A 25,240-nucleotide genomic window follows, 5' to 3' on the forward strand; every position below is an offset into this window, starting at 1 on the left:
AGCGCCCCGCCACAGGCCCCCGTGCCGCCGGTCCTCCCGGCGGCACAGTCATGTCCGGCCCCCGCACCACCAGGAGACCCGCCGCCGTGCCCGAGGGACACACGATCCACCGCCTCGCCGCGGACCACCGCGAGCGTTTCGCCGGCCGGCCGGTGCGGACGAGCAGCCCGCAGGGCAGGTTCTCCGACAGCGCCGCCCTGCTCGACGGCCACGTCCTGGACACGGCCGACGCCCACGGCAAGCACCTCTTCCTCGGCTTCGGCGACACCGGCTGGGTCCACATCCACCTCGGCCTCTTCGGCAAGCTCACCTTCGGTACGGTGCCGGCCCCGCCGCCCACCGACACGGTCCGGCTGCGCCTGGTCAACGACGCGCACCACGCGGACCTGCGCGGCCCGACCACCTGCGCCCTGATCACGGACGCCGAGAAGCGCGCGATACACGACCGGCTCGGCCCCGACCCGCTGCGCACCGACGAGGACGGCGAACGCGCCTGGCAGCGGATCTCCCGCAGCCGGATCACCGTCGCCGCCCTGCTGATGGACCAGAAGGTCATCGCCGGCGTCGGCAACGTCTACCGCGCCGAGGTGCTGTTCCGGCACGGCATCGACCCGTACCGTGCGGGCAAGGACCTCACCCGGCGCGAGTGGGACGCGATCTGGGCGGACCTGCGGGAGCTGATGCGCGAAGGCGTACGGAACAACCGGATCGACACCGTCCGCCCCGAGCACCTGCCCGAGGCGATGGGCCGCCCGCCCCGCGTGGACGACCACGGCGGCGAGGTCTACGTCTACCGGCGCGCCCGCCAGGGCTGCCACATCTGCGGCACCGGGATCCGCACCGCCGACCTGGCCGCCCGCAACCTCTTCTGGTGCCCCGGCTGCCAGTCCGCGTAACACACGCCGTACCCGCCGGTACGGCACCGAGCGCGCCGATTTCGCACACATGGTCACGGGGTCCCCCTGCACCGGAGGCCGCCGGGTGGATAAGGTCCCCGCAATGGCCCGACGCGCAGGAGCGAAGACGTACCCGGCCCGATGGCGGAAATCGGCGCACCGGGTCTACACCACGCTGCGCCGGTCCGGGGTCGACTACTTCCGCGGCGACGGCTCCGACTGGATCGCCCTGGCCGGCCTCTTCCTGGTCATCCCGGTCATCACCTGCCTCACCCTGGTCGACCCGGTCTGGTGCGCGCCCACCATGCTCGTCCTGCCGATCGTCGCGGGCGGCCTGCTGCTGCGCCCCGCCAGCCTCCTCGGCCTGTACGCGGGGGTCGCCGTCGCCCTCATCGTGGAGTCCATCCGGCTCGGCCCCTACGAGGACGGGCCGGCCGGGGTCACCCCCGGCACCGTGCTCACGGTCGCCGCCTGCGGGTTCCTCGGGCTGATCCTCGCCCAGTTCCGCGCCCGGGTCGGAGTGCCCTGGCGGCGCGGCGGCACCATGCTCTTCGACCTGCGCGAACGCATCCGCGTCCAGAGCTCTCTGCCCCGCCTCCCGCAGGGCTGGCACCGCGAGATGGCGCTGCGCCCGGCCGGCGGGCAGTCCTTCTCCGGCGACTTCGTCGTCGCGGCCCGCACCCACGGCGGCCGCACCCTGGAAGCCGTCCTGACCGACGTCTCCGGCAAGGGCATGGACGCCGGCTCCCGCGCCCTGCTGCTGTCCGGTGCCTTCGGCGGGCTCCTCGGCTCACTGCCCCCGCACGGCTTCCTGCCCGCCGCCAACGGCTATCTGCTGCGCCAGGACTGGGACGAGGGCTTCGCGACCTCGATCCACCTGGTCCTCGACCTGGAGACCGGCGACTACGAACTCCTCTCGGCGGGCCACCCGCCTGCCCTCCAGCTCCACGCCGGCAGCGGCCAGTGGGAGGAGAAGGCGGCGGAGGGCCCGCTGCTCGGGGTGTACGACGGTGCCGAGTTCGACGCGGTCAAGGGCCATCTCGCCCCCGGTGACGTGCTGATGCTGTTCACCGACGGACTGGTGGAGGCGTCCGACCGGGACATCGCGGAGGGCATCGACCGGCTCACCGGCGAGGCCGACCGCTACGTCAGCACCGGCTTCGAGGGCGCGGCCTGGCACCTCATCGAGGCGTGCGCCAAGGACGTCAACGACGACCGGGCCCTGCTGCTCCTGTCACGGAAGTCCTGAACTCACGGAAGTCCTGAACCTGCCCCGACCGGTTCGGGGTGCACCGGTTCCGGCTTGCCCGGCAGGAAGCGCGCCAGCCAGTGCGAGCGCCCGGCCGCCAGCGGCGCAAGGACCGCGAGGACGAGCACATAACCCGCGATGAACGGGGAGAGCCGTTCGTCCAGACCGGCGCCCGCCGCCATCGTGGCGAGGATCAGGGCGAACTCCCCGCGCGCCACCAGGGTGGTCGAGATGTTCGCGGTGGCCTGCGGGCCGAAGCCGTACACCCTGGCGGCGGCGATTCCGGCGCACACGTTCATCGCGAGGGTGACCGCGACGGCGGCCAGCACCGGCCAGAGCACGGTGGGCAGGGTGCCCGGGTCGATGGAGAGCCCGAAGGCGAAGAAGAAGATCGCGCCGAACGCGTCGCGCAGCGGGTGCACCAGCTTGAGGATGCGCTCGCCCGACGACGTACTGCCGAGCATCAGCCCGACCATGAAGGCGCCGATCGCGTCCGCGACGCCGAACCACTCCGAGATCCCGGCCACCAGGACGGCGGCGCCGAGGAACGAGATGACCAGGAGTTCGTCGTCCTTGGTCCGGATCAGCTTGCCGACGACCCGGGTGCCGAAGCGGGCGGCCAGGGCGAGCAGCAGCAGGAAGCCGAACGCCTTGCCGCCGTCGGTCACCGCCGCGGCGAGACTGTCGGCGCCGGACAGGATGGGCTGGAGGGCCGCCAGATACAGGGCGAGGAAGACGTCCTCCACGACGATGATGCCGAGGATGGGCCGGGTCTCCGGATTGCCGATCCGGCCGAGGTCCACCAGCACCTTGGTGACGATGGCCGACGAGGAGATCCCGAGCACCCCGGCGAGCACCAGCGCCTCGGAGGTGCCCCAGCCGAGCGCGAAGCCGAAACCGAGCCCGGCGCCGACGTTCAGGGCGAGATAGGTGCCCCCGGCGACGGCCATCTTGCGGCCGCCCGCCTTGAGGTCGTCCAGGTGGAATTCCAGGCCCAGGTAGAAGAGGAGCAGCACCAGGCCGAGCGCGGAGAGCATCTCCAGGTCGTGCGGGTCGGCGACGAGGACGATGCCGGGGGTGTGCGGGCCGAGCAGGATTCCGGCCAGGATGAACAGGGGGATCGTGGGCAGTCCGATGCGGCGGCCGGCGCGGGCGAGGACCGCGGCGGCGAGGAAGGCGCCGCCCATGGCGATGAGCGTGTCTGCGTGTCCGATGAGCCTGGCCTTTCGAAGAGTCAAGAGATCGTCAAGGAATGGTCAGAAGTTAGTTTACCGAACGGTTGACGTTGCAACTCTTCGGACCGGTATCAGGGGGTGCGCCTAGAGTCCTCGCCATGACCGCATCGCACGCTCAGCTGACTCTCGCCGAGGTCGAGGCCCTGGCCCGCGAGGCCCACGCCGCCCAGCGGGACAAGGCCGGCCGCCCCTACATGGAACACCTCGCGGCCGTCGCGGAGGGCGTACGGAGCCGAGGCGGCAGCGACGATCAGATCGCCGCGGCCTGGCTGCACGACGCGGTGGAGGACGACGCGCTGTCGGCCGAGTGGCTGGCCGGGGCCGCGCTGCCGCAGGCGGTCAAGGACATGGTGCTCGCCGTCACCAAGCGGGCGGGCGAGGAGCCGGAGGCGTACACCCGGCGCATCCTGGCCACCCCCGGCGCCCTGCTGGTCAAGGAGGCGGACCTCGCCCACAACGCCGACCCGGCCCGCCTCGCGGTGCTGGAGCCGGCCACCCGTACCCGGCTGACCGCGAAGTATGCGCGGATACGGGAGCTGCTGGGGCTCACCGCACCGAACCCGCCCTCGGAGCGTCGGGATTGAGCCAACACCGCCCGCCTACACCGCTCGCCGACACCGCTCACCGGCATCGCCCGAGACACGACGAAGCCCGGCCACCGGGGCCGGGCTTCGCGGGGTGCGCGGGGCGGTCAGATCTTGGCGGCGTCCCGGCGGAACGCCCAGTTCATGTCCGGCTCGGTCACGCAGCGCAGGACGCGCCGCACCGGCGGCGTGCACAGCAGCGTGACGGCGGTGGAGGCGACCACGGTCACGATTACCAGGCCCGCCGGACCGACCAGCCAGTCGTGGTCGTCGAAGATCCCCGCGTAGTCGGCGCCCTTCACCAGGAAGCCGTGCAGCAGGTAGCCGCAGATGGTGCCGGCGCCGAGCACCGTGAACCACATGTGGCGGCGCGGGACCAGCGCCAGGAACCCGGCCGTCAGCAGTACCGCGCAGCCGAACATCGCCAGGGTCATCACCGCGCCCGACCACCACGGCGCCCCCATGTCCTGGGCGCTGGAGTCCCGCAGGAACCAGCCCAGCTGCATCCGGGGCGCCGCCCAGTAGGCGAAGACCAGCGCGCCGGCGAAGAGCGGCAGCGCGTACAGCCGGGCCTCGCGGCGGCGGACCAGCTCGAAGTGCTCGGGCCTCAGCTGGAGTCCGAGCACGAAGAAGGGCAGGAACTGCAGCACGCGCGGCAGATCGAGGTCGTCACCGATGCTGGGCGCGAGCGAGGCGAGAACGGCGATCACGAGCGAAACGGCCAGCGGATGGCGGAGGTTGCGCCAGACCGGGGTGGTGAGCCGCCAGATGAACAGGGCGGCCAGGAACCAGGTCAGGTACCAGGGCTCCAGCAGGCTGACGGCCGCGTCCGGCTGGTCGTTCGCGTACCGCCGGAACAGCGAGTACGCCGTCTCGAACACCACGTACGGCACGGCGACACCGGTGACGAGCCGCTTCACCTTGGCGGGGGTCAGGTCGAACGACCGTGAGAAATAGCCCGAGATGAGGATGAAGGCGGGCATGTGGAACGTGTAGACCACCATGTACAGCGCCCGGGCCGTCCGGCTCCCGTCCATGACCGGAACCCACGAGTGCGCCACCGCGACGAGCACGATGGCGAGGTACTTGGCGTTGTCGAAGAAGGGGTTGCGCTTCTTGGCCGCGCTGCTCCGGGCGGGCCGTTCCGCCGCTGGTGAGGGGGGTTTCGGGGCCGCCGTCGGCGCAGCGTGTCTGGGCTCCGCCCCCTCGGTCGCCGGGGGGAGCGCGGCCCTCTGCATTGCGTTCGGAGCGTGGAACATCTCAGGCACCCTAGACGTCTCGATTGCCATTCGTAAAACCGCCGTTGAATAGCGCGTCTTCCCTGCATATCAAATGGCAAACCAGCAGAATGTGCCCGTTATGACCTGTTTAATCCGCATCAAATGGGGCAATCCGTGAGGCGGTTGGCCGAAGTGAATTACCTCGCGTTCGGCGTCGAATTCGCCTGTGAATGAAGTGTGTGGGTACGGAAACGATCACTGTTGCATATTCCCGGAGGGCGCGTGGCCGCGCCCCGGCCCGCGCACGGCCCCCGGCCCGGCGCGCAGGGGGCGCAAGGGGCGCAGGATGGCGCGATATCGACAGGTCGATACGTCACCCGGCAACACCCGGGCGGGAGTTGGTGGCACGATGGAGTCGACGGAGGGTGCAGGGCCGCACATCTCCGGGCCGGCAAGGCGGACCGACCGAGGGTGTGAGCAGTTGTGGCCATTTCGCTGTCTGTGGTGCTTCTGTTGGGGATCGTCCTGGTCGTCATGATCCGGAGCGGTTCCATAAAGGCGGGCCCCGCGATCATCGCGGCGCTCTTCGGCTTCTTCCTGGCGCCGACGGGCATGGGGCCGTCGATCAACCGCTTCATGCACTCGATCATCGACTCGGTGGGCCAGATCAACTTCTGAGCCGCCCGGACACGACGCGAAGGGCCCGGTCCACTGGACCGGGCCCTTCGGCGGTTGGAGCGGGCGACGGGAATCGAACCCGCGTAGCTAGTTTGGAAGACTAGGGCTCTACCATTGAGCTACGCCCGCAAGCACGGCACCGCAGGTCACACGGACCGCGGCACGACAAGCATCGTAGCGGGTCGCGGGCGCTGCCCGCACACCCCTTGACGACCCGCCCCCACGACCCCGCCGAAAGCGGCGGTCGCGGCGCCTCACTGCATGTACCCTACGTGTCGCACCGACGGGGTGTGGCGCAGCTTGGTAGCGCGTCCGCTTTGGGAGCGGAAGGTCGTCGGTTCGAATCCGGCCACCCCGACCACTGGCAAGACCGCGAGGACAAGATCGCGTTGCGGGAGTTCTCCCCCTTGCCGTTACTATGCAAAATGCGTGCCCGTGTGTCTGATGTACCGGGCTCGGTCCGCGAAGCCGCCTCCCGTGCGGCGGAGCAGAACCCCAAGAAGTCAGCCACCAAGGAGACCGAACCGTGAAGAGCGCCGTGGAGACCCTGAACCCGACCCGGGTTCGGCTCAGCATCGAGGTGCCCTTCGAGGAGCTCAAGGACAGCCTCGACGCGGCGTACAAGAAGATCAACCAGCAGGTCACGGTGAAGGGGTTCCGCAAGGGCAAGATCCCCAGCCGGGTCATCGACCAGCGGTTCGGCCGTGGTGCTGTGCTGGAGGAGGCCGTCAACGACGCGCTCCCGAAGTTCTACACCGAGGCCGTCAACGAGGGTGAGCTCAACGTCCTCGGCCAGCCCGAGGTCGACATCACGGAGCTGAAGGACGGCGAGCTGCTGGCCTTCACCGCCGAGGTGGACGTGCGCCCCGAGATCGAGATCCCGGACTACTCCGGCATCGAGGTCACCGTGGACGCCATCGAGGTCGCCGACGAGGACGTCGACGAGGCCGTCGAGCAGCTGCGCGGCCGCTTCGCCTCCACCAACCCGGTCGAGCGCGCCGCCGCCGACGGCGACGTCGTCACGATCGACCTGGAGGCCAAGGTCGACGGCGAGATCCTGGAGGACGGCGTGGCCGAGGGTGTCTCGTACACCATCGGTTCCGGCGAGCTCCTCGAAGGCATCGACGAGGCCGTGACCGGTCTGGAGGCCGGTGGCGAGGCCACCTTCACCTCGCAGCTGAAGGGCGGCTCCGCCGAGGGCAAGGACGCCGAGGTCACCGTCAAGGTGAGCGCCGTCGCCGCCCGCGAGCTCCCCGAGCTGGACGACGACTTCGCCCAGATGGCCAGCGAGTTCGACACGCTGGAGGAGCTGAAGGCCGACAGCCGCAAGCGCCTCGAGAACACCAAGCAGTACGACCAGGCCACCCAGGCCCAGGAGCGCGTCCTTGAGGAGCTGCTGAAGCTCGCCGAGGTCCCGATCCCGGAGAAGCTGCTCGCGGACGAGGTCCAGACCCGCAAGCACAACCTGGAGCACCACCAGCTCGGTCAGATGGGTCTCACCCTCGACAAGTACCTGGAGATCCAGGGCAAGACCGCCGAGGAGTTCGAGGCCGAGACCTCCGAGCAGGCCGTCAAGGGAATCAAGACCCAGTTCATCCTTGACGAGCTCGTCAACAAGGAGAAGCTGAACGTCAACCAGGAGGAGCTCACCGAGCACCTCATGCGGCGCGCCGCTTCCTCCGGCATGAGCCCGGACCAGTTCGCCCAGGCCGTTGTCGAGGGTGGCCAGGTGCCGATGCTCGTCGGCGAGGTCGCCCGCGGCAAGGCGCTCGCCGTCGTGGTCGAGGCCGCCAAGGTGGTCGACACCAACGGTGAGGTCGTCGAGCTGGAGGACGACGAGGAGGGGGCGGAGGAGACCACCGAGGCCACCGCCGCCGAGGCCACCGAGGCCGCCGCCGAGGAGAAGACCGAGGGCTGACCCTCGCGCTGACCCCGTACGACGGGCTCCGGACGCCACCGCGTCCGGAGCCCGTCGTCGTACCGGCGGACGTTTCGCCACAACCCTTGTGCCAACTGCGGACCTTGCGCTCCCAGCGAACAGTCGCGGAAGCGGGATGGCGTTGTTCCACCTGCGCGTTAGGGTCCATGAAGAGGAAGGGTCGGGTAGTCCCGGCCCACCCGGTACGAAGACGCTGAGACGGCCGGAGCCGTCAGAGACGAGCAGGTGGATACGTGACGAATCTGATGCCCTACGCCGCCGGAGAACCGTCCCTCGGTGGTGGCCTCGGTGACCAGGTCTACAGCCGGCTGCTCGGCGAGCGCATCATCTTCCTCGGCCAGCAGGTGGACGATGACATCGCCAACAAGATCACCGCGCAGCTGCTCCTCCTTGCCGCCGAGCCGGACAAGGACATCTACCTCTACATCAACAGCCCCGGCGGTTCGGTGACGGCCGGCATGGCGGTCTACGACACCATGCAGTACATCCCGAACGACGTCGTCACCATCGGTATGGGCATGGCGGCCTCGATGGGCCAGTTCCTGCTCACCGGCGGCACCGCCGGCAAGCGCTTCGCGCTCCCGAACACCGACATCCTCATGCACCAGGGATCGGCCGGCATCGGCGGTACCGCCTCGGACATCAAGATCCAGGCCCAGTACCTGCTGCGCACCAAGCAGCGCATGGCGGAGATCACCGCCCGCCACTCCGGCCAGACCGTGGAGACGATCATCCGCGACGGCGACCGCGACCGCTGGTACACCGCGGAGGAGGCCAAGGATTACGGCCTCATCGACGAGATCATCTCGATCGCGTCGGGCGTTCCGGGCGGCGGCGGCACCGGCGCCTGATCCGGCCCCCGGACAGCGCCCGTACCACCCCGCGCATCTCTCGTACGCCGAGACACCCAGCCACAGAACGCCACCAGGATGGTGAACACCCACATGAACAACTTCCCCGGCGCCTCCGCGAGCGGCCTCTACACGGGCCCGCAGGTGGACAACCGCTACATCGTGCCGCGCTTCGTGGAGCGCACCTCGCAGGGCGTGCGCGAGTACGACCCGTACGCGAAGCTCTTCGAGGAGCGCGTGATCTTCCTCGGCGTGCAGATCGACGACGCGTCCGCCAACGACGTCATGGCGCAGCTGCTGTGCCTGGAGTCGATGGACCCGGACCGGGACATCTCCATCTACATCAACAGCCCCGGCGGCTCGTTCACCGCGCTCACCGCGATCTACGACACGATGCAGTTCGTGAAGCCGGACATCCAGACGGTCTGCATGGGCCAGGCGGCCTCCGCCGCCGCGGTCCTGCTCGCCGCCGGCACCCCGGGCAAGCGCATGGCCCTGCCGAACGCCCGTGTGCTGATCCACCAGCCGTCCTCGCAGACCGGCCGCGAGCAGCTCTCCGACCTGGAGATCGCGGCCAACGAGATCCTGCGTATGCGGACCCAGCTGGAGGAGCTGCTCGCCAAGCACTCCACCACGCCGATCGAGAAGATCCGCGACGACATCGAGCGCGACAAGATCCTCACCGCCGAGGACTCCCTGGCCTACGGCCTTGTCGACCAGATCGTGTCGACCCGCAAGAGCGCGGCCGGCGCGCTCGCCTGACCCGCCCTGGCCCCTTGGCACGGCTGCGGCACCCGGCTCCGGCCGTGTGAACCGTGCCAAGGGGGGCCCGAATGGGGGGCCAGGCAAGGTACCGTCGGATAGAGGCACAGGAGCCGCTGAACCAGGCGTCTCCCAGGCGAAGGGGAAGCACCTCGTGGCACGCATCGGTGATGGCGGCGACCTGCTCAAGTGCTCGTTCTGCGGAAAGAGCCAGAAGCAGGTGAAGAAGCTCATCGCGGGTCCCGGTGTGTACATCTGCGACGAGTGCATCGATCTCTGCAACGAGATCATCGAGGAGGAGCTCGCCGAGACGAGCGAGGTCCGCTGGGAAGAGCTTCCCAAGCCCCGCGAGATCTACGAGTTCCTTGAGGGGTACGTCGTCGGGCAGGAGCCCGCGAAGAAGGCCCTCTCGGTCGCTGTGTACAACCACTACAAGCGGGTCCAGGCCGGCGAGAACGGCGGCGGGGCGGGCCGCGACGACGCGATCGAGCTCGCCAAGTCCAACATCCTGCTGCTGGGCCCCACGGGCTCCGGCAAGACGCTGCTCGCGCAGACGCTGGCCCGCATGCTCAACGTCCCGTTCGCCATCGCGGACGCGACGGCGCTGACGGAGGCCGGCTATGTCGGCGAGGACGTCGAGAACATCCTGCTGAAGCTGATCCAGGCCGCCGACTACGACGTCAAGAAGGCCGAGACCGGGATCATCTACATCGACGAGATCGACAAGGTCGCCCGCAAGAGCGAGAACCCGTCGATCACCCGTGACGTCTCCGGCGAGGGCGTCCAGCAGGCCCTGCTGAAGATCCTGGAGGGCACCACCGCCTCCGTTCCGCCGCAGGGCGGCCGCAAGCACCCGCACCAGGAGTTCATCCAGATCGACACGACGAACGTGCTGTTCATCGTGGGCGGCGCGTTCTCCGGTCTGGAGAGGATCATCGAGTCCCGGGCCGGTGCCAAGGGCATCGGCTTCGGCGCCACGATCCGCTCCAAGCGGGAGATCCAGGCCAGCGACCAGTTCCAGGAGGTCATGCCGGAGGACCTGGTGAAGTTCGGGATGATCCCCGAGTTCATCGGCCGCCTCCCCGTCCTCACCTCGGTCCACAACCTGGACCGCGAGGCCCTGCTCCAGATCCTCATCGAGCCGCGCAACGCCCTGGTCAAGCAGTACCAGCGGCTGTTCGAACTCGACGGCGTGGAGCTGGACTTCGAGCGCGAGGCGCTGGAGGCCATCGCCGACCAGGCGATCCTGCGCCAGACCGGCGCGCGCGGCCTGCGCGCGATCATGGAGGAGGTCCTCCAGTCGGTGATGTACGAGGTCCCGTCCCGCAAGGACGTCGCCCGCGTCGTCATCACCGCCGACGTGGTCCGCAACAACGTCAACCCGACGCTGGTCCCGCGCGAGCCGCGCACGATCGGCAAGGGCGACGAGGGCCGCCACGAGAAGTCCGCGTAACGCGGTGCGGTAGTTCGTACGTACGCGAAGGGGCGCCCGGCCGGAGGAACCGGCGGGGCGCCCCTTCGTGGTGCCGCGGGTCAGATTTTGGTGCGGGAGGTGTTGTAGAGCTTGGCGGCGAGCGCGGCCACCTCGTCCTGGGACATGGACTTGTTGGTCATGGCCGCGCCGACGTCGAAGCCGACGACCGCGCCGACAGTGCTGTAGTCGGCCCAGATGCACACGGGCATGATCATTTCCTTGGGGCCTTTCGCCACGGTGCCGTCGGCATCGTCGTTGGCCATCTTGAAGTCCTGGCACTTCATCAGCGCACCCTTGAAACCGGGCGGTGTCACGCTCTTCGGCTCGCCGACGAGAGAGGGCTTGTTCTTCCCGCTCTCCCCCTCGGCCATCCCCTTCTTCGCCTGAGCGAACATGGCGTCAAGGGCCTTGGCGGGGTCGGTCACATCGCCCCAGTTGCCGTAGACCATGAGCATCTTGGTCGTGAGCGGGTTCTTTTCGAGGTCACCGCTCGCGTACTGGGCTTCGGCCTTGTGGGGATCCTTGATCCCTGCGGCTTCGGCCTCGGACTTCTCCTTGCTCGTCATATCGTCCGAGGACGACTTCGTGGTGTCCTTCTTGTAGTCGTCCACAGAGTCGGCGAGCGTCAGCTTGTAGCCCTTGGTGGAGTCCGCCACGTCGCCGCTGCCGCCGTCCGACGTCAGGAAGTACACACCGCCGCCGATGACCGCCAGCGCCACGACCGCCGCCGCCACGATCAGGCCCGTCTTCTTCTTCTGCGGGGCCGGCGGGGGGAAGCCCGGCTGCTGCCCGTAGGCCGGCTGGCCGCCGTACGGCGGGGTGGGCGGCTGCTGGCCGTACGGGCCGGGCTGCTGCGCCTGCGGGTAGCCGTAACCCGGCTGGGGCTGCTGCTGGGGCGGGACGCCCTGGGGGGCCTGCTGCGGGTAGCCGTAGCCGGGCTGGCCCTGCGGCTGGCCCTGCGGTGGCTGACCGCCATAGGGGCCCGGCTGCTGGCCGTACGGTCCGGGCTGGCCCTGCGGCGGCTGGCCACCGTACGGACCCGGCTGGTTGTAGCTCATCTGCGGTGTCCCCTGTTCGTGATACTTACGCGTTGCGAACATCCTGACGGAAGGCTCGCGCGCGCGGACCACCGGGAGGCACACCGTTACGGAACAAAGCGATTTCAGTGCACTCCTTTGACATCCTCCCCGCCCTGGAAGGCGGGGATTCCTGGCTCACGTTGGCCGGGGACCTGCGGTCCTTCGGCTCTTACACGATCGGCACCAGCCGGGTTGAGACCAGCCCGGACCAGCATCACGCGGGCGGAGTTCTTGTCCCTGGGGGACACGGCTCCGCATGCGGTGCAGGTGTAGGTACGTTCGGACAGAGGTAGTGCGTGCTTGGTTCTCGCACCGCACGACGCGCAGTCCATGGTGGTGTGCGCGGGATGCACGAGATGGATGTCTCGCGCGTGCTTACGCCCCATTTCGATGAGGGCGGCTTTGGTGGCGCCGATCGAGGCGTCGGCTGCCTTGCGGGCCATGCTGGTCTTCGCCAGGAACTTCGGGCGGAAGTCCTCGACAGCGACGGCGTCGTGGTCGCGGACCACCGCCTTGGCCCACTTGCGGGCGGTGTCCTGCCGCTGCCGCGCCACCTTCTTGTAGACCTTCGCGGTCTTCCGTTGGGTGTTGCGGTAGCCCGCGGAGGCGGTCTTTCCCTTGGCGGGGCGGCGGCGGGCCATCATCCGCTGATAGCGCCCCAGCTTCCGCGCTGCGCTCTTCCCGTACCCCGGGTGGGGTAAGTCGTGGGCGTCGGATGTGGTGGTGGCGGTCTCCTTCACGCCCCAGTCCACCCCCAGAACGCGCCCTGTGGCGGGGAGCGGTTGGGTCTCGGTGGTGACGACGAACGACGCGTACCAGTGGCCCAGGCTGTCCTGGTAGACGCGCACGCTGGAGGGTACGGACGGGAGTGCGCGGGACCAGACGACCGTCAGGATGATGCCGCCCGCAAGGCGGAGGCGGCCGTCCTTGAGGCGGAATCCGCGCTGGGTGTAGTTCAGCGTGGGCAGCGCGTCCCGCTTGCGCTTGATCCGGGGCATCCCGGCCCGCCGCCGAACCGGCATCTTCGCCTTGATGTCCTTGACCGCCTTGGACCGGGACGTGGCGAAGTCACGGATGGTCTGCTGCTGCGGAACGCTCGCCCCCTCACGCAACCAGGACATCGACTGCCGCGTCTCGGTCAGCAACCTGTCCAGCTGCGCCGGACCGCACGTCTTCTTCTCGACGGTGTCGCGGTTCGCGGCGTGAACCTTGCGGGACATCGCCACACACTCGTTCCACACCCACCGACACCGCGCCCACTCACCCTCAAGACCCGCACGCGCGGACGACGACACACGCAACCGGAAGGTGTACCGGGCAAGCCCGGACCCCCGCTCAACTGCTGCTGTCGTCGCCATGATCCGCAACCTAACAGCCCTCACTGACAACGAAAGAAAGTGCAGGTCAGTGCTAATGTGCAGCGAACTCTTCCGCTTCGCGGCTCCGCACCGAGGACCCATTCCTCCCCGCCCTGAAGGACGGGGCATCCTGGGAAAATCAAGGTGACGGCTCTGAGGGCTGTGTTGCGTGCCCCGTCGTCCGCCCGAAGGGCGGGCGCAGCGGCCAGTCGGGGCGCAGACGGGGAACTCAACACAGGCCCCTTAAACTGTCCGCGTGACCGAGAACCCAGCGCAGCAGCCAGCCAGCAACCCCGAACTGCCGACCCAGTACACGCCGGCCGAGGTAGAGGGGAAGCTGTACGAGCGCTGGGTAGAACGCGGGTACTTCGAGGCGGATGCCAAGAGCGACAAGCCGCCGTTCACGATCGTCATCCCGCCCCCGAACGTCACGGGGTCCCTGCACCTGGGCCACGCCTTCGAGCACACGCTGATCGACGCCCTCGTCCGCCGCAAGCGCATGCAGGGCTTCGAGGCGCTGTACCAGCCGGGCATGGACCACGCCGGCATCGCCACCCAGAACGTTGTCGAACGCGAACTCGGCAAGGAGGGCAAGTCCCGCCACGACCTGGGCCGCGAGGCGTTCGTCGAGCGCGTCTGGCAGTGGAAGGACGAGTCCGGCGGCCAGATCTCCGGCCAGATGCGCCGCCTCGGCGAGGGCGTCGACTGGACCCGCGAGCGGTTCACCATGGACGAGGGCCTGTCCAAGGCCGTCCAGACCATCTTCAAGCGGATGTACGACGACGAGCTCATCTACCGCCGTGAGCGCATCGTCAACTGGTGCCCCCGGTGCCTCACCGCGATCTCGGACATCGAGGTCGAGTACCAGGAGGACGACGGCGAGCTCGTCTCCATGACGTACGGCGAGGGCGAGGAGACCATCGTCGTCGCCACCACCCGCGCCGAGACGATGCTCGGTGACACCGCCGTCGCCGTCCACCCCGACGACGAGCGGTACAAGCACCTGGTCGGCAAGCAGATCAGGCTGCCGCTGACCGACCGCACCATCCCGGTCGTCGCCGACCACCACGTCGACCCGTCGTTCGGCACCGGTGCCGTGAAGGTCACCCCCGCCCACGACCCGAACGACTTCGAGATCGGGCAGCGCCACGACCTGCCCTTCCTCACCGTCCTGGACGAGCGCGCCGTCATCACGGTTCCCGGTCCCTTCGAGGGCCTGGACCGGATGGAGGCCCGCTCCGCGATCGTCGCCGCCCTGCGCGCCGAGGGCCGGATCGTCGCCGAGAAGCGGCCGTACGTCCACTCCGTCGGCCACTGCTCGCGCTGCAAGACCACCGTCGAGCCCCGGCTGTCCATGCAGTGGTGGGTCAAGGTCGCCCCGCTCGCCAAGGCGGCCGGTGACGCCGTCCGCGACGGCAAGGTCCGGATCCACCCCCAGGAGATGGAGAAGCGCTACTTCGACTGGGTCGACAACCTCCACGACTGGTGCATCTCGCGCCAGCTCTGGTGGGGCCACCGCATCCCCGTCTGGCACGGTCCCGACGGCGAGATGGTCTGCGTCGGACCGGACGACGAGCCGCCCACCGGTGAGGGCTGGACCCAGGACAGCGACGTCCTGGACACCTGGTTCTCCTCCGGCCTGTGGCCGTTCTCCACACTCGGCTGGCCCGAACAGACCGACAGCCTCGCGAAGTTCTACCCGAACTCCGTCCTGGTCACCGGCTACGACATCCTCTTCTTCTGGGTCGCCCGGATGATGATGTTCGGCCTGTACGTCAACAAGGACGTCCCGCCGTTCGAGAAGATCGTCCTGCACGGCATGGTCCGCGACGAGCACGGCAAGAAGATGTCGAAGTCCTTCGGCAACGTCGTCAACCCGCTGGACTGGATGGACAAGTACGGCTCCGACGCGCTGCGCTTCACGCTCGCGCGCGGCGCCAACCCGGGCACCGACGTCCCGATCGGCGAGGACTGGGTCCAGGGCTCCGCGAAGTTCTCCAACAAGATCTGGAACGCGACCCGGTTCGCCCTGATGAACGGGGCGACGATCGAGGGCGAGCTGCCGTCCGCCGACGAGATGTCGGTGACCGACCGCTGGATCCTCTCCCGCCTGAACAAGACGGTCGCCGAAGTCGACGCGTACTACGAGGACTTCCAGTTCTCCAAGCTCAGCGAGGCGCTGCGGCACTTCGCCTGGGACGAGGTCTTCGACTGGTACGTCGAGCTGTCCAAGACCACCTTCTTCGGCGGCGGCCGCCCGGCCGAGGTCTCCGGCCGCGTCCTGGGCGAGGTCCTCGACGTGATGCTGCGCCTGCTGCACCCCGTCGTCCCCTTCGTCACCGAGACCCTGTGGACCGCGCTCACCGGCCGCGAGTCCGTCGTCATCGCGGACTGGCCGAAGGACTCGGGCTTCCGCGACGACGCCGCCGAGCGGGAGATCGAGCTCGTCCAGCAGGTCGTCACCGAGGTCCGCCGCTTCCGCTCCGACCAGGGCCTCCAGCCCGGCCAGAAGGTCCCGGCCGAGCTGACCCTGACCGGCACCCCGCTCGCCCCGCACGAGTCGGCCATGCGGCAGCTGCTGAGGCTCCAGCCGGCCGGGGACGGCTTCCACGCCACCGCCTCGCTGCCCGTCGCCGGGGCGACCGTCGCCCTGGACCTGTCGGGCACGATCGACGTCGACGCCGAGCGCAAGCGGCTGACGAAGGACCTGGAGGCGGCCCGCAAGGAGAAGGGCCAGGCCGAGGGCAAGCTCGGCAACGAGGCGTTCCTCGCCAAGGCCCCGGACAACGTGGTCGACAAGATCCGCGGCCGGCTCACCAAGGCCGAGGCCGACATCGAGCGGATCGGCGGCCAGCTGGCGGCCCTGCCGCAGAGCTGACCGGTCACCCGGAGCCCCCGCCCCCTCACCCGAGGGGCGCGGGGGCTCAGGCGTGTCCGGCCCCCGGGCGGCTGTGCGCGATGTCCGCGGCCATCCGTAGACTGGGGCCCGTGAGTGAGCCCCGCCCCGACCGGCCCGACGCGTCCGACCCCGACGACACCTTCGCGGAGATCGTGGACGAAGCGACCCAGCGCGACCCCGACCTGGCGGTGATCGAGGCCGGGAGCCGCACGCTGCGCGCTGCCTCGGGGCCGCCCCCCGCCGAGGAGCTGCCCGCCCGCCCCGCCGACCCGGAGGTCGACAAGGCGCTGCGCGCAGTGGAGCAGGAGCTCGCCGGCCGCTGGGGCGAGACCAAGCTGGAGCCGTCCGTCACGCGCATCGCCGCCCTGATGGACGTGCTCGGCGAGCCGCAGCGCGCGTACCCCTCGATCCACATCACCGGCACCAACGGCAAGACGAGCACCGCCCGCATGATCGAGGCCCTGCTCGGCGCCGTCGACCTGCGCACCGGGCGCTACACCTCGCCGCACGTCCAGTCGATCACCGAGCGGATCAGCCTGGACGGCGCCCCGGTGGACCCGGAGCGGTTCATCTCCACGTACGAGGACATCAAGCCGTACGTCGAGATGGTCGACGCCCAGCAGCCCTACCGGCTGTCCTTCTTCGAGGTGCTGACCGGCATGGCGTACGCGGCCTTCGCCGACGCGCCGGTCGACGTCGCCGTGGTCGAGGTCGGCATGGGCGGCACCTGGGACGCGACCAACGTCATCGACGCCTCGGTCGCCGTCGTCACCCCCATCTCGCTGGACCACACCGACCGCCTGGGCTCCACGCCGGGCGAGATCGCGACCGAGAAGTCCGGGATCATCAAGCAGGGCGCCACGGTCATCCTGGCCCAGCAGCCCGTCGACGCCGCCCAGGTCATGCTGAAGAAGGCCGTCGAGGCCGACGCCACCGTGGCCCGCGAGGGCATGGAGTTCGGCGTGGTCTCCCGTGAGATCGCGGTCGGCGGCCAGCTGCTGACCCTGCGCGGCCTCGGCGGTGAATACGACAACGTGTTCCTGCCGCTGTACGGCGCCCACCAGGCGCACAACGCGCTGGTGGCGCTCTGCGCGGTCGAGGCGTTCTTCGGCGTCGGCGCGGAGCAGCCCGGCTCGCTGGACGCCGACATCGTGCGGGCGGCGTTCGCCTCGGTGATCTCGCCCGGCCGCCTCGAAGTCGTCCGCTCCAGCCCCACCGTCGTCCTGGACGCCGCGCACAACCCGGCGGGCGCCCGCGCCACCGCCGATGGCCTGTCCGAGGCGTTCGGATTCTCCCGGCTGATCGGGGTGGTCGGCGCCAGCGGCGACAAGGACGTGCGGGGGCTCCTGGAAGCCTTCGAGCCGATCTTCGCCGAGGTCGTCGTCACCCAGAACTCCACCGAGCGCGCCATGGACGCCGACACCCTCGCGGCCGTCGCCGTCGAGGTCTTCGGCCACGACCGGGTGCAGGTCGAACCCCGGCTCGACGACGCGCTGGAGGCGGCGATCACCCTCGCCGAGGAAGAGGACGAATACGCGGGCGCCGGTGTCCTGGTGACCGGCTCCGTGATCACGGTCGGCGAGGCCCGGCTGCTTTTGGGAAGGCGCTGACCATGCGCATGCTCTGTGCGTCCACGCTGATCGGCGAGTTCTTCGTGATCGGGTTCGCCGGACTCGTCGCGATGAAGTCGGACGACCTGGCGAACGCCACGGTCTGGACGGTGTGCGGCATCGGGATGCTCCTCTCCGTGCTGCTCTGCGGCATGCTCGCCCGCCCCGGGGGCGTCCAGCTCGGCTGGACCCTCCAGGTCGCGCTGGTCGCGAGCGGCTTCGTGATCCCGGTGATGTTCGTCCTGGGCGTCGCCTTCGGCGCGCTGTGGTGGGCCTCGGTGCACTACGGTCGCCGGATCGACGAGGTGAAGGCCCGCTGGGCCGCCCAGGCCGAGGCGGACGCGGCCTGACCGCGCCCCACCGCGGCAAACCCGGCGGCCGGCGTGCCGGCGGGCCCCTGTAATGTCGCCTCACCGCACCCGTATGCCTGCAAGGAGCCGCACATGACCCAGCGCACCCTCGTTCTTCTCAAGCCCGACGCCGTCCGTCGCGGTCTGGTCGGCGAGATCGTCGGCCGCATCGAGCGCAAGGCAGGCTGGAAGATCACGGCGCTGGAGCTGCGTACCCTGGACCGCGCCACGCTGGAGCAGCACTACGCCGAGCACGTGGGCCGTCCCTTCTACGAGCCGCTGGTCGAGTTCATGCAGTCGGGTCCGATCGTCGCCCTGGTGGCCGAAGGGGAGCGGGTCATCGAGGGCGTCCGCGCCCTGGCCGGCCCCACCGACCCGATCGCCGCCGCGCCCGGGTCGATCCGCGGTGACTTCGGCACGATCACCCGGGAGAACCTCATCCACGCCTCGGACTCCGAGAGGTCCGCGGAGCGGGAAATGAAGCTGTTCTTCCCCGGACTTTCCTGAACCGGGATCAGCCGAACAGCGCTCGCGACCTGGGGCGACCGAATTAATTCGGTCGCCCTTCGGCATAGGGTGTCCGATCGCGGGAACGCATCGTCCCGACGTAACGTCACCATGAGTGGAACGGCCACCCGTTCTGCCCAGCAGGGCGGCGTACCCTCGCGCTGTGCCGGCACATCCGGCACTACGATGGAACCTTCCACGCCCGCAGCGCCCATCCTGCCTACCAAAACAAGCCATCACGGCTTTTACCTGGGAGGCCCGACGCATCCTCATGGGGAACAAGGGGAACTCAATGTCGTTCATCGGCCGTGACATGGCTATCGACCTCGGGACTGCCAACACGCTGGTGTACGTCAGGGGGCGCGGCATCGTTCTGAACGAGCCGTCCGTCGTGGCCATCAACACCAACACCGGCGGAATTCTGGCGGTCGGCGCCGAGGCCAAGAAGATGATCGGCCGTACGCCCGGCAACATCGTCGCCGTACGGCCCCTGAAGGACGGCGTGATCGCCGACTTCGAGATCACGGAGCGGATGCTCCGCTACTTCATCCTGAAGATCCACAAGCGCCGCTACCTGGCCCGCCCCCGGGTCGTCGTCTGCGTGCCCTCCGGCATCACCGGGGTCGAGCGACGCGCCGTGATCGAGGCGTCGACGCAGGCCGGCGCCCGCCAGGTGCACATCATCGAGGAGCCCATGGCGGCGGCCATCGGCTCGGGCCTCCCGGTCCACGAGGCCACCGGCAACATGGTGGTCGACATCGGCGGCGGCACCACGGAGGTCGCGGTGATCTCGCTCGGCGGGATCGTCACCGCCCAGTCCATCCGGGTCGCCGGGGACGAGCTGGACAACGCGATCATCCAGCACATCAAGAAGGAGTACTCGCTCCTCCTCGGGGAGCGCACCGCCGAACAGATCAAGATCACCATCGGCTCGGCGTTCGACCTGGAGAAGGACGAGCACACCGAGATCCGCGGCCGCGACCTGGTCTCGGGCCTGCCCAAGACCGTCGTCATCTCGGCCGGCGAGGTCCGCAAGGCCATCGAGGAGCCCGTCAACGCGATCGTGGACGCGGTCAAGACGACGCTCGACAAGTGCCCGCCGGAGCTGTCCGGCGACGTCATGGACCGCGGCATCGTCCTCACCGGCGGCGGCGCGCTGCTGCGCGGCCTGGACGAGCGGCTGCGCAACGAGACCGGCATGCCGATCCACATCGCCGAGGACCCGCTGGACTCGGTGGCGCTCGGCTCCGGCAAGTGCGTCGAGGAGTTCGAGGCACTCCAGCAGGTCCTGGACGCCCAGCCCCGCCGGTAGTACCCCACGGCCCTCCGCGCGGACGCTGCCGCTCCGCGCGGAGGACCGCGTGACATACAGGCACGATCATTCCTACGAGGAAGGCACGGCCGCCGCACTGTGAGGGACACACGAGAGAGCCGGCTGCTCCTGGTGCTGCTGATCGCCATCGCGTTCGCGTTGATCACGGTGGACATCCGCGGCGGTGAGGCGTCACCGGTGGACGGCGCCCGGCAGGCCGCCGCCACGGTCTTCGGACCCGTGGAGAACGGCGTGGCGTCGGCGGTCGACCCGGTGGGCAACGCCATAGGAGCGGTCCGCGCCTCCGGCGCCCGGCACGACAAGATCGCCGCGCTGGAGAAGCAGAACGCCGAGCTGAAGGCCAAGCTCGGCAGCGACGACCGCAACCGCAGCCGGGTCCGCCAGCTGGACGGGATGCTGAAGAAGTCGGCCACCGGTCAGTACGGCATCGCGGCCGCCGAGGTCATCGCCATAGGAGCGGCCCAGGGCTTCTCCTGGACGGTCACCATCGACGCGGGCTCCAAGGACGGCGTCAAGCGCGACATGACCGTCATCAACGGGGACGGGCTGGTCGGCCGCGTCACCACCGTCGGCCCGGACACCGCGACGGTGCTCCTCGCCAACGACCCCGACTTCACCGTCGGCACCCGGATGGAGTCCACCGACGAGCTGGGCTTCGCCACCGGCCAGGGCTCCCGCCCGCTGGCGGTGCAGTTCCTGAACGGCAAGGCCAAGGTCAAGAAGGGCGACCGGCTCGTCACCTTCGGCTCCAGCAAGGACAAGCCGTTCGTGCCCGGCGTCCCGGTCGGCGAGGTCGTCCGCGTCGACCCCTCGGGCGGCGACCTCACCCGGACCGTCTACGTCCGCCCGTACGTCTCCTTCACCAAGCTGGACATCGTCGGCATCGTCGTCCAGGCCCCGCGCCAGGACCCTCGCGACTCGGTCCTGCCGAAGAAGCCGAAGGCACCCGCCAAGCCGAAGCCCACGCCGACCGTCACCGTCACCATCTCGCCCAACGGCGACATCGTGGACACCGAGGGCAACGTGGTCGGCAACATCCACGAGAGCCCCAGCCCGGACCCCAGCGGCAACGCCACTCCGAACGCCGACAACGCGGTCAACGAACAGAGGTAGAGCTGATCCCCATGCACGTCAACCGGACCCTGCTCTCCATCGTTCTGGTCGTCCTCGCCCTCGTCGTCCAGGTCTCCGTGCTCGCCCGCCTCCAGCTCCCCGGCGCCGTGCCCGACCTGCTGCTCATGGTCGTCCTCGGCCTGGCCTTCGTGTACGGGCACGTCAGCGGCGCCCTCATCGGCTTCGGCGCCGGCCTCCTCGCGGACCTGGCGCCCCCCGCCGACCACGCCGCCGGGCGCTACGCCCTGGTCCTCTGCGTCATCGGCTACCTCGCGGGCCTGGCCCGGCCGGAGAACGGGCAGCTGAAGTCCGCGTTCCTGCCGATGGCCGTGGTCGTCGCGGCGGCGATCGGGTCGACCCTGCTGTACGCGGGCATCGGCGCCCTCGTCGGCGACACCGCGGCCCGGCACGTGGGCCTCGGCAGCCTGCTGTTCACCGCCGCGGTGTACGACCTCCTCCTGGCGCCGTTCACCGTGCCGCTGATCATGGCGCTCGCCAGACGCACCGTGAACGACCCCGTCACCGAGTCCTCCTCGGGGCGCGGAGACGTGGCGGCCGGCTGGCTGGCGGCGGGGACCGGGCTGCGCATCGGCGGCCAGCGCGGCGGACTGCGTGTGAAGGCGGCCCGCAACCGGGCGGCACGCGCCGGACGGATCAAGGGAGTCAAGCGACTGTGAGGCAGCATTCCGCCGGGCCCCGCCCCCGGACCACCACCGGGGGCGCCCCGTGAGCAACATCCCCGAGACGGGCCGCACCCAGCGCGTCCAGATCCGGCTGATCGTCATCCAGGTCCTCGTCTTCTCGCTGCTTCTCACCCTCGGCGGCCGCCTCTGGTACCTCCAGATCCGCAACGGCCAGGAGTACTCCGACGAGGCGAAGAACAACCACGTCCAGCAGGTCGTCCAGCCCGCCGCCCGCGGCTCCATCCTCGACGCGCGCGGTGTCCCGCTCGCCGACAACGAGACCCGCCTCGTGGTCTCCGCCAGCCGCACCGAGCTGCTGAAGATGGACGACGACGGCAAGGCCGTGCTGACCCGGCTCGCCGACGTCCTCGACATGAAGCCGAAGGACGTCTTCGACAAGGTCCGGCTCTGCGACGCCAAGACCCCGCAGCCCTGCTGGAACGGTTCGCCCTACCAGCCGATCCCGGTCACCGACGAGGCCACCACCCAGCAGGCCCTGACGATCCGCGAGCGCGCCGAGGACTTCCCCGGCATCACCGCGGAGCCCACCGCCGTACGCCGCTACGCGGCGCCCGGCAAGGCCAACACCGCCCAGGTCCTCGGCTACCTCTCGCCCGTCACGGACGAGGAGATCACCAAGGCCCAGGACAGCGAATCGCCGTATCTGCGCTCCGACATGGTCGGCCGCTCCGGCCTGGAACGCACGTACGACAAGGAGCTGCGCGGCAAGGCGGGCGTCACCCGTTACGAGGTCGACAACCTGGGCCGGGTCATCGGCCAGGCCAAGAACGACGAGGCGGAGGCCGGCGCCAGCGTCGTCACCTCGATCGACGCCCGCGTCCAGGCCGTCGCCGAGTACGAGCTCAACGAGGCCATGAAGACGGCCCGCAAGGAGTTCGACACCAACACCGGCGAGAACTACAAGGCGGACTCCGGGGCCGTCGTCGTCATGGAGGCCAAGACCGGCCGGGTCGTCTCCATGGCCTCCCTGCCCACCTACGACCCGAACTCCTGGGTCGGCGGCATCTCCGCCAAGGACTACGCCAAGCTCACCGGCAAGAAGTCGAACTTCCCGCTGCTGAACCGGGCCATCCAGGGCCAGGCCGCCCCCGGCTCGATCTTCAAGGTCATCTCCTCGACCGCCGCGGTCAACGCCGGATACCCCTTCGACGGCCACTACCCCTGCCCCAGCTCGTACTCCATCGGCGGGCAGACCTTCAAGAACTTCGAGTCCCAGGGCTACGGCGACATCACCATCGGCCGCGCCCTGGAGGTCTCCTGCGACACCGTGTACTACGGCATCGCGCACAAGGAGTGGGCGAAGGACGGCGGCAACAACCCGAAGAAGCAGCCCAACGACTGGTTCTACAAGACCGCCCACCAGTTCGGCCTGGGCAAGGAGACCGGCATCGACCTCCCCAACGAGGTCACCGGCCGCGTACCGGACCGCGAGTGGAAGAAGAACTTCGCCAAGGCCAACCACGACGCCTGGTGCAAGCAGGGCAAGAAGGACGGCACGTACGTCGAGAAGATCGCCTACGAGAACTGCCTCGAAGGCGACAAGATGCGCGCCGGTGACTCCGTCAACTACTCCATCGGCCAGGGCGACACGCTCGTCACCCCGATCCAGATGGCCACCATCTACGCGGCCATCTCCAACGGCGGCACGCTCTACGACCCCACCATCGGCAAGGCGATCGTCAGCGGCGACGGCAAGACCGTCCAGACGATCGCGCCCGAGTCGCACGGCAAGCTGCCCTTCACCAAGAAGACGCGCAACCAGATAGACGAAGCCCTCGCGGGTGTCGCGACCCGCGGTTCGGCCGCCTGGCGATTCGGCGGCTGGCCGCAGGACAAGATCCCGATGCACGCCAAGACGGGTACCGCCGAGGTCTACGGCAAGCAGACGACCTCCTGGTTCGCCACGTACACCAAGGACTACTCGATCGTCATGACGATCTCCCAGGGCGGTACGGGTTCCGGCGCGTCCGGGCCCGCCGTCCGCAACATCTACAACGCGCTCTACGGGCTCGACGCCACCGGCAAGCAGGACCTCAAGAAGGCCCTCCTGCCGGCGCCGCAGAAGGGGCTGCCGAAGATCCAGACGGACGGCACCATCGACGCCCCGACGATCAAGCCGTACGACCCCGCCTCGGAGAAGCCCGCCGCCGAGCAGACGCTCGCCGCGGTGCTGGGGAGGCGCGACTGATGGCCGGATTCTCCGTCCCGCGCTACGGCCCCGAGCGATCCGGCTGGGGCCGGCTCATGGCCCGCGACTCCGTCGTCCGCCGGCTCGACTGGCCGCTCCTCGGCTCGGCGGTCGCGCTCTCCTTCATCGGCTCGATGCTGGTCTGGTCGGCGACCCGGGGACGCGACTCGCTGACCCACGGCGACCCGTACTACTTCCTGTTCCGGCACGCGCTCAACACCGGCATCGGCATGGCGCTGATGATCGGCACGGTCTGGCTCGGCCACCGCACGCTGCGCGGCGCGGTACCCGTCCTGTACGGCCTGTCCGTGCTCCTCGTGCTGGCGGTCCTCACCCCGCTGGGCGCCACCGTCAACGGCGCCCACGCCTGGATCCTGCTGCCCGGCGGCTTCTCCATCCAGCCCTCCGAGTTCACCAAGATCACCATCATCCTGGGCATGGCGATGATCCTCGCCGCCCGTGTGGACGCGGGCGACCAGGTCCATCCCGACCACCGGAGCGTCGCCAAGGCCCTGGGCCTCGCGGCGCTCCCCATGGTGATCGTCATGGGGATGCCGGACCTCGGCTCCGTCATGGTCATGGTCGTCATCGTGCTCGGTGTGCTGCTCGCCTCCGGCGCGTCCAACCGCTGGGTCTTCGGTCTCCTCGGCGCGGGCGTGGCCGGCGCGGTCGCCATCTGGCAGCTCGGCCTGCTGGACGACTACCAGATCGCCCGCTTCGCCGCCTTCGCCAACCCGGCGCTCGACCCGGCCGGCGTCGGCTACAACACCAACCAGGCCCGCATCGCGATCGGCTCCGGCGGCCTGCACGGCACCGGGCTCTTCCAGGGCACCCAGACCACCGGGCAGTTCGTCCCCGAGCAGCAGACCGACTTCGTCTTCACGGTCGCCGGCGAGGAGCTGGGCTTCCTCGGCGCCGGGCTCATCCTGGTGCTGCTCGGCGTCGTCCTGTGGCGCGCCTGCCGCATCGCCCGCGAGACCACCGAGCTGTACGGCACGGTCGTCGCCGCCGGGATCATCGCCTGGTTCGCCTTCCAGGCGTTCGAGAACATCGGCATGACGCTCGGCATCATGCCGGTCGCCGGACTCCCGCTGCCGTTCGTCTCCTACGGCGGCTCCTCGATGTTCGCCGTCTGGGTGGCCATCGGCCTGCTCCAGTCGATCCGGGTGCAACGGCCGATAACGGCCTGAGCGGATGCGCGGGGGCGCGTT

Annotated in this window: 21 protein-coding genes and 2 tRNA genes; 18 read left to right on the forward strand and 5 right to left on the reverse strand. The window is 69.5% G+C overall.

What is annotated here, in order from left to right:
• Positions 1-86: 86 nt before the first annotated feature.
• Both OG867_RS21945 and OG867_RS21950 read left to right on the forward strand, forming a co-directional pair.
• Positions 87-896 (forward strand): Fpg/Nei family DNA glycosylase, encoded by an 810-nt coding sequence (locus tag OG867_RS21945; RefSeq protein WP_406287751.1) that lies wholly within the window; start codon positions 87-89, stop codon positions 894-896.
• 103 nt (positions 897-999) lie between these two features.
• Positions 1,000-2,145 (forward strand): PP2C family protein-serine/threonine phosphatase, encoded by a 1,146-nt coding sequence (locus OG867_RS21950; protein ID WP_328900174.1) that lies wholly within the window; start codon positions 1,000-1,002, stop codon positions 2,143-2,145.
• A gap of 2 nt (positions 2,146-2,147) precedes the next feature.
• Here OG867_RS21950 and OG867_RS21955 read toward each other — a convergent pair whose 3' ends face one another.
• A complete protein-coding gene (locus OG867_RS21955) occupies positions 2,148-3,332 on the reverse strand; it encodes a cation:proton antiporter (RefSeq protein WP_406291110.1) in 1,185 nt (394 codons plus the stop codon).
• 146 nt (positions 3,333-3,478) lie between these two features.
• Here OG867_RS21955 and OG867_RS21960 point away from each other — a divergent pair, with 146 nt between their 5' ends.
• Complete coding sequence (locus OG867_RS21960; RefSeq protein WP_406287755.1) at positions 3,479-3,964, forward strand: HD domain-containing protein; 486 nt, start codon at positions 3,479-3,481, stop codon at positions 3,962-3,964.
• A 107-nt stretch (positions 3,965-4,071) separates the two neighbouring features.
• Here OG867_RS21960 and OG867_RS21965 read toward each other — a convergent pair whose 3' ends face one another.
• Positions 4,072-5,223, reverse strand: coding sequence for an acyltransferase family protein (locus OG867_RS21965; protein WP_406287757.1), 1,152 nt, complete (start codon positions 5,221-5,223; stop codon positions 4,072-4,074).
• 444 nt (positions 5,224-5,667) lie between these two features.
• Between OG867_RS21965 and OG867_RS21970 the strand changes: the two genes are divergently transcribed.
• Complete coding sequence (locus OG867_RS21970) at positions 5,668-5,862, forward strand: hypothetical protein (protein ID WP_328900171.1); 195 nt, start codon at positions 5,668-5,670, stop codon at positions 5,860-5,862.
• Positions 5,863-5,917: 55 nt separating this feature from the next.
• On the opposite strand, the gene OG867_RS21975 is transcribed toward OG867_RS21970, so the two are convergent.
• A tRNA-Gly gene (locus tag OG867_RS21975) sits at positions 5,918-5,991 on the reverse strand.
• Positions 5,992-6,146: 155 nt separating this feature from the next.
• Here OG867_RS21975 and OG867_RS21980 point away from each other — a divergent pair.
• From OG867_RS21980 to clpX, 5 genes are all read left to right on the forward strand, one after another.
• Positions 6,147-6,223, forward strand: a tRNA-Pro gene (locus tag OG867_RS21980).
• 165 nt (positions 6,224-6,388) lie between these two features.
• Positions 6,389-7,780 (forward strand): trigger factor, encoded by a 1,392-nt coding sequence (gene tig, locus OG867_RS21985; RefSeq protein WP_328900170.1) that lies wholly within the window; start codon positions 6,389-6,391, stop codon positions 7,778-7,780.
• A gap of 266 nt (positions 7,781-8,046) precedes the next feature.
• Complete coding sequence (locus OG867_RS21990; RefSeq protein ID WP_266540745.1) at positions 8,047-8,652, forward strand: ATP-dependent Clp protease proteolytic subunit; 606 nt, start codon at positions 8,047-8,049, stop codon at positions 8,650-8,652.
• A gap of 78 nt (positions 8,653-8,730) precedes the next feature.
• Positions 8,731-9,414 carry an ATP-dependent Clp protease proteolytic subunit gene (locus OG867_RS21995; protein WP_018518168.1) on the forward strand — a complete coding sequence of 228 codons (684 nt, stop codon included), beginning with the start codon at positions 8,731-8,733 and terminating at the stop codon, positions 9,412-9,414.
• A gap of 154 nt (positions 9,415-9,568) precedes the next feature.
• Positions 9,569-10,867 carry an ATP-dependent Clp protease ATP-binding subunit ClpX gene (gene clpX, locus OG867_RS22000; RefSeq protein WP_406287760.1) on the forward strand — a complete coding sequence of 433 codons (1,299 nt, stop codon included), beginning with the start codon at positions 9,569-9,571 and terminating at the stop codon, positions 10,865-10,867.
• A gap of 80 nt (positions 10,868-10,947) precedes the next feature.
• Here clpX and OG867_RS22005 read toward each other — a convergent pair whose 3' ends face one another.
• Both OG867_RS22005 and OG867_RS22010 read right to left on the reverse strand, forming a co-directional pair.
• On the reverse strand, positions 10,948-11,946 hold the full coding sequence (locus OG867_RS22005; protein WP_406287762.1) for a hypothetical protein: 999 nt from the start codon (positions 11,944-11,946) through the stop codon (positions 10,948-10,950).
• Positions 11,947-12,050: 104 nt separating this feature from the next.
• On the reverse strand, positions 12,051-13,325 hold the full coding sequence (locus OG867_RS22010) for an RNA-guided endonuclease InsQ/TnpB family protein (RefSeq protein WP_406287764.1): 1,275 nt from the start codon (positions 13,323-13,325) through the stop codon (positions 12,051-12,053).
• Between the two features lie 256 nt (positions 13,326-13,581).
• Here OG867_RS22010 and OG867_RS22015 point away from each other — a divergent pair, with 256 nt between their 5' ends.
• The 9 genes from OG867_RS22015 (at position 13,582) to rodA (ending at position 25,219) form a co-directional block, all read left to right on the forward strand.
• Complete coding sequence (locus OG867_RS22015) at positions 13,582-16,203, forward strand: valine--tRNA ligase (RefSeq protein WP_406287766.1); 2,622 nt, start codon at positions 13,582-13,584, stop codon at positions 16,201-16,203.
• Between the two features lie 110 nt (positions 16,204-16,313).
• Complete coding sequence (locus OG867_RS22020) at positions 16,314-17,834, forward strand: bifunctional folylpolyglutamate synthase/dihydrofolate synthase (RefSeq protein WP_406287768.1); 1,521 nt, start codon at positions 16,314-16,316, stop codon at positions 17,832-17,834.
• 2 nt (positions 17,835-17,836) lie between these two features.
• A complete protein-coding gene (locus OG867_RS22025) occupies positions 17,837-18,184 on the forward strand; it encodes a DUF4233 domain-containing protein (protein WP_406287770.1) in 348 nt (115 codons plus the stop codon).
• A gap of 93 nt (positions 18,185-18,277) precedes the next feature.
• On the forward strand, positions 18,278-18,691 hold the full coding sequence (gene ndk, locus OG867_RS22030) for a nucleoside-diphosphate kinase (RefSeq protein WP_406287772.1): 414 nt from the start codon (positions 18,278-18,280) through the stop codon (positions 18,689-18,691).
• Between the two features lie 292 nt (positions 18,692-18,983).
• Positions 18,984-20,003, forward strand: a complete 1,020-nt coding sequence (locus OG867_RS22035; RefSeq protein WP_018518174.1) for a rod shape-determining protein — start codon at positions 18,984-18,986, stop codon at positions 20,001-20,003.
• 99 nt (positions 20,004-20,102) lie between these two features.
• Positions 20,103-21,137, forward strand: coding sequence for a rod shape-determining protein MreC (gene mreC, locus OG867_RS22040; RefSeq protein ID WP_406287774.1), 1,035 nt, complete (start codon positions 20,103-20,105; stop codon positions 21,135-21,137).
• 11 nt (positions 21,138-21,148) lie between these two features.
• Positions 21,149-21,814, forward strand: coding sequence for a rod shape-determining protein MreD (gene mreD / locus OG867_RS22045; protein ID WP_328900164.1), 666 nt, complete (start codon positions 21,149-21,151; stop codon positions 21,812-21,814).
• Positions 21,815-21,863: 49 nt separating this feature from the next.
• Complete coding sequence (gene mrdA / locus OG867_RS22050) at positions 21,864-24,029, forward strand: penicillin-binding protein 2 (protein ID WP_406287777.1); 2,166 nt, start codon at positions 21,864-21,866, stop codon at positions 24,027-24,029.
• Positions 24,029-25,219, forward strand: a complete 1,191-nt coding sequence (rodA, locus tag OG867_RS22055) for a rod shape-determining protein RodA (protein WP_406287779.1) — start codon at positions 24,029-24,031, stop codon at positions 25,217-25,219. The genes mrdA and rodA overlap by 1 nt, the downstream gene beginning before the upstream one ends.
• The last annotated feature ends 21 nt before the right edge of the window (positions 25,220-25,240 follow it).

This window comes from Streptomyces sp. NBC_00209 (assembly GCF_045206345.1).
GTDB lineage: Bacteria > Actinomycetota > Actinomycetes > Streptomycetales > Streptomycetaceae > Streptomyces.

Excerpts from the sequence above, each read along its gene's own strand:
- OG867_RS21955 (WP_406291110.1), bottom strand. The coding sequence starts at position 3,332 with ATGGGCGGCGCCTTCCTCGCCGCCGCGGTCCTCGCCCGCGCCGGCCGC.
- OG867_RS21990 (WP_266540745.1), top strand. The coding sequence starts at position 8,047 with ATGCCCTACGCCGCCGGAGAACCGTCCCTCGGTGGTGGCCTCGGTGAC.
- ndk (WP_406287772.1), top strand. The coding sequence starts at position 18,278 with ATGACCCAGCGCACCCTCGTTCTTCTCAAGCCCGACGCCGTCCGTCGC.
- OG867_RS21995 (WP_018518168.1), top strand. The coding sequence starts at position 8,731 with ATGGTGAACACCCACATGAACAACTTCCCCGGCGCCTCCGCGAGCGGC.
- OG867_RS21950 (WP_328900174.1), top strand. The coding sequence starts at position 1,000 with ATGGCCCGACGCGCAGGAGCGAAGACGTACCCGGCCCGATGGCGGAAA.
- OG867_RS22035 (WP_018518174.1), top strand. The coding sequence starts at position 18,984 with ATGTCGTTCATCGGCCGTGACATGGCTATCGACCTCGGGACTGCCAAC.
- OG867_RS22025 (WP_406287770.1), top strand. The coding sequence starts at position 17,837 with ATGCGCATGCTCTGTGCGTCCACGCTGATCGGCGAGTTCTTCGTGATC.
- OG867_RS22010 (WP_406287764.1), bottom strand. The coding sequence starts at position 13,325 with ATGGCGACGACAGCAGCAGTTGAGCGGGGGTCCGGGCTTGCCCGGTAC.
- mreD (WP_328900164.1), top strand. The coding sequence starts at position 21,149 with ATGCACGTCAACCGGACCCTGCTCTCCATCGTTCTGGTCGTCCTCGCC.
- OG867_RS21960 (WP_406287755.1), top strand. The coding sequence starts at position 3,479 with ATGACCGCATCGCACGCTCAGCTGACTCTCGCCGAGGTCGAGGCCCTG.
- rodA (WP_406287779.1), top strand. The coding sequence starts at position 24,029 with ATGGCCGGATTCTCCGTCCCGCGCTACGGCCCCGAGCGATCCGGCTGG.
- OG867_RS22005 (WP_406287762.1), bottom strand. The coding sequence starts at position 11,946 with ATGAGCTACAACCAGCCGGGTCCGTACGGTGGCCAGCCGCCGCAGGGC.
- OG867_RS21965 (WP_406287757.1), bottom strand. The coding sequence starts at position 5,223 with ATGTTCCACGCTCCGAACGCAATGCAGAGGGCCGCGCTCCCCCCGGCG.